Origin of the sequence: Actinophytocola sp., from assembly GCF_045807065.1 — a bacterium.
Taxonomy (GTDB): Bacteria; Actinomycetota; Actinomycetes; order Mycobacteriales; family Pseudonocardiaceae; genus Actinophytocola.
Genome location: NZ_JBJMIE010000762.1, coordinates 1 through 3678, shown reverse-complemented (window position 1 = coordinate 3678; position 3678 = coordinate 1). Strand labels below are relative to the sequence as shown.

At 74.5% G+C, this 3678-nt stretch carries 4 protein-coding genes; all 4 read right to left on the bottom strand.

All coding sequences use genetic code 11. The annotated features are described in order from the left end of the window. Positions 1–332: hypothetical protein (locus ACJ73U_RS44525; protein WP_407783836.1), on the bottom strand; the 332-nt coding region annotated here is incomplete at its 3' end. Between the two features lie 263 nt (positions 333–595). Next, the gene (locus ACJ73U_RS44520; protein ID WP_407783835.1) at positions 596–1507 is read right to left on the bottom strand and encodes an ABC transporter ATP-binding protein; all 912 of its coding nucleotides are present in this window, start codon (positions 1505–1507) and stop codon (positions 596–598) included. After that, on the bottom strand, positions 1504–2673 hold the full coding sequence (locus tag ACJ73U_RS44515; protein ID WP_407783837.1) for a hypothetical protein: 1170 nt from the start codon (positions 2671–2673) through the stop codon (positions 1504–1506). The genes ACJ73U_RS44520 and ACJ73U_RS44515 overlap by 4 nt, the downstream gene beginning before the upstream one ends. A gap of 59 nt (positions 2674–2732) precedes the next feature. Beyond that, positions 2733–3678: winged helix-turn-helix domain-containing protein (locus ACJ73U_RS44510; RefSeq protein ID WP_407783834.1), on the bottom strand; the 946-nt coding region annotated here is incomplete at its 5' end.

Sequence of the window (3678 nt, the reverse complement as noted above, 5' to 3'; positions counted from 1 at the left end):
TCGAGCAGGCGGGAGTCGTTGCGCGTCGGCCGCTTCCGCGTTTCAGCGGTGATCACGGCGTGCGCTCCGGCCGGGTGCGGTGGTGTGGGGCCGCGCCGAGCAGGCGGGAATGGTTGCGCGCCGGCTGCTTCCGGTTCAGCGGTGATCACGACGCGCCCTCCGGCTGGGTGTGGGGCCGTGTTGGGCAGGTGGGAATTGTTGCGCGCCGGCTGTTTCCCGGTTTCAGCGATGATCACGGCGCGCCCTTCGGTCCGGGATGCGGTGGTGTGGGCCGTGTTGAGTAAGCGGGAGTCGTTGCACGTCGGCCGCTTCCGGGTTTCGGGAGTGGTCATGGCGTGCGCTCCGGCTGGCTGTGGTGGCGTGGGTCGTGTCGAGTAGGCGGGAGTGGTTCGCGCTATCCGCTCCCACGTTGCAGAGGTGATCACGGCGTGCGCTTTGGGTGTGGGGGCTGTGTCGGGCGGGTGTGGATCTTCTGCGCCATCCGCTTCCGCGGCCCGGGGTGATCACGACGCGCCCTCCGGTCGGGTGCAGTGGTGTGGGGCCATACCGAGCAGGCGCAATCCTTGCGCGCCACCACTTCCACGTTCGAGGGTGGTCATGGTGTGCGTTCCAGTCGGTCGCTGCCGTGGCCGGTCAGCTCCAGGACGACCTCCTCCAGCGTTCGCCGCTGTGCGTTGATTGCCGAGACGCGGATTCCCTCGCGTACGAGGGTCGCGTTGAGGTCGGCCGGGTCCGGGTGGCGGATCACCAGGCGCGGACCCTCGTGGGTCACCACCTGACCGTTCAGGATCTCCAGCACGCCGGCCGCGTCGGGGGTTTCCACCACCACGTGGCCCGTCGGTGCCTGTAGCGATGCCAGTGAGTCCTGGGCGACCAGCCGGCCGCGGTCGACGATGCCGACGCGGGTGCACAGGGCCTCCACCTCACTCAGCAGGTGGCTGGACAGGAACACCGTCGTCCCCGCCTCGTTGAGGGTGGTCAGCAGGTCGCGGATCTCGCGGATGCCCCGCGGGTCGAGGCCGTTCGTCGGTTCGTCGAGGATCAGCAGGCGGGGTTGGCGCAGCAGGGCCGCCGCCAGGCCCAGGCGCTGCCGCATGCCCAGCGAGTACGCCCGCACCGGCCGTCGGTCGACGCCTGCCAGGCCCACCTGCTCCAGCGCGTCCTCTAGCCGGCGCTTGCGGGTGCGCCGCCGGCCGCCGGGGCCGGCCGCGTCGAGCAGGGCCAGGTTCTGCCGGCCGGACAGGTGCGGGTACGCGGCCGGACCCTCCACCAGCGCGCCGATCCGCGGCAGCACCGCACGCGACCGGGACGGCACGGGCTCGCCGAGCACCTCGATCTGCCCGCTCGTCGCGTACACCAGCCCGAGCAGCAGGCGCACCAGCGTCGTCTTGCCCGAACCGTTCGGGCCGAGGAACCCGTACCGGTCGCCCTCGCGGACGTCGAGGTCCACCGAGTCGACGGCCACGACCCGCCCGTACCGCTTGGTGAGCCCACGGGTGACGATCATCGGCGGCCTCCGCCCAGCTGGGACAGCTCACCTGCGGCGGTGACCAGGACGTCCGTCGACGTGAGGCCGGCCAGCAGGTACCAGCGCCCGAACCCCGAACGGGTGACCGCGACCGACAGCGGCGCGATCGACAGGCGCGTCACCTCACCGTCCGGCAGCTCCTCGGCCGACCGGCCCGGCACCGCACCCGCCGGCAGCTCCTCGGTCCTGCCGCCCGCGTGCGCGATCGCGTCGGCCGCGCCGGCGCCGATGTCCCCGGGCACCCGCACCGCGATGAACGCCGACAGACCAGTCCCGTAGACACCGATCCCGCGCACACCCGCCGCGTTCGCCTCGCGCAGCGCACGGCCGGCCAGCTCCGGCGGCGTGCGTCCCCGGCCGAGCGCACCGAGCGCGTCGGCGATCCCCGGCGCGGCGACGATGCTGTACCCGCTGCCCGGCGGCCGCTGCGGGGTGAGCACGGCGGCGGCCGGCCGTGTCGGGTCGTACTCCGCGAAGTGGCTGGCCAGCACCGGCCGGCTCGCGCCACGGGCGGTCACCTCCACCGCGAGCGGCACCCCCGTGGCCGGGTCTGCCCACAGGTCGACGCGCCCGATCGTGGTGTCGGGGTCGCGGGGCACGAGCCGCAGCCCTGCCGCGTCCCGGCCGGCGACCCGCCGCGCGGGCAGCGCGGTGACCGGGTCGCCCTGGGCGGCGGACAGGATCCGCCGGGACAGCTCGGGCGGGAGGAGGTCACCGGCGCGCGGCACCCGCACGGGTGCCTGCCCGACCAGCCTCGTCAGCTGGTTGGCGCCGTAGTCCCAGGTGTACTCGCCGTCGGGGGTGCCGTACACGTCCCGCTCACCGGCCGTGGAGACGACGTCGAACCGCCACCGCGACGGCGCGGCGTACCAGGTGCGGACCCGCGTGGTCCCGGTGAGCAACGCGGTGAGGTCACCCAGGTGAGGCAGCTCCGGCACCTGCAGCGTGCCGCTGATCTCGGCGTACCCCTGATAGGGCTGGGCGGCCGAGCCGAGCACGCGCTGCCGCAGCGCGGCGGGGTCGGTCGAGGTCGAGGAGACCGGCAGCCAGCCCGGCACCTGCGGCACGAGCACCGCGACCAGCGCGACCGCGGCGACCAGCACCCACGCGCGTACGGTCCGAGGCCGCACGACCGACAAGGCCACCACCTCCCGTCCCCTTTGTACGCCTGCCCTGTTACACACCGCGTGTGCTCGCGCCGTTGTCAGGCGTCCTGGGCGAGGGCGTGTCCCGCGTCGGTGCGCTGGTAGAGCACGAACTGCCGGTCGCGGTGCGCGGTGACCAGACCGCTGCGCTGCAGGACCTTGAGGTGGTAGGACACGGTCGGCGAGCTGAGCCGGTGACGGGCCGCGAGGGAGCTGGTCGAGCGGGGGACGCCCAGGTCACGCAGGAGTGCCGCGCGGGTGGCGCCGACGAGCCGGTCCACCGCGCACGGCGTGCCGGGGCGGGCGCCGACACCGGTGGCCGGGTAGCCGAGGACCGCGTCGGCCGGGTCGCACAGCTGCACCGCCAGCCGCGGCCAGGCCAGGACCGCGGGCACGCAGACGATCTCCACGTCGTGCAGGGTGAACCGCTCCTCCCACGCCGAGTCCACGGTCAGGGTGCCGCCGGCCCAGGTCAACGACTCGTGCAGGGAACCGAACAGTGCGCCGACCCCGCGTGTCGCCATGGTGTGGGCCCGGGTGGCCAGGTCGGCGTCCATGGTGGCACGCAGGGACGACCACCCGTCGGCGATGGCCGCGCGCCAGAAGCGGTCCAGGCCGCGGGCGGCTCTGGTGGCGAAGGTGCCGTCGTCCACCGCCCGGCGCACCGGGACCGGCAGGGGACGGCCCGTGCTCGCCAACTGGTCGGCCACGGTCTCGGCCGGGGTGGCCGCGACCCGGTCCAGCTGGTCGGGCAACCCGCCAGCCGGCTTCGGCGTGAGGAGGTCCGGTGTGTAGGCGCGCGTGCGCGGCGGCGGCAGGACCGCCGCGACGAGGCTCGTGTCCGGGTCGGCCAGCGCGGCACGGGCGGCGGCGCCGGGGTCGCCGAAGACCGGGTGCTGCCCGCGACCGGCGGTGAGCGCGAGCCAGGCGGTGGCCTCCGCGGCGGGCGACGTCGCGAGCCGCACCCTGGCGAGGGTGTCCGCGTCGAGGTTCGCCGTGATCACC

Coding starts and splice junctions, on each gene's coding strand:
- ACJ73U_RS44520 (WP_407783835.1), bottom strand. CDS start 1,507: ATGATCGTCACCCGTGGGCTCACCAAGCGGTACGGGCGGGTCGTGGCC.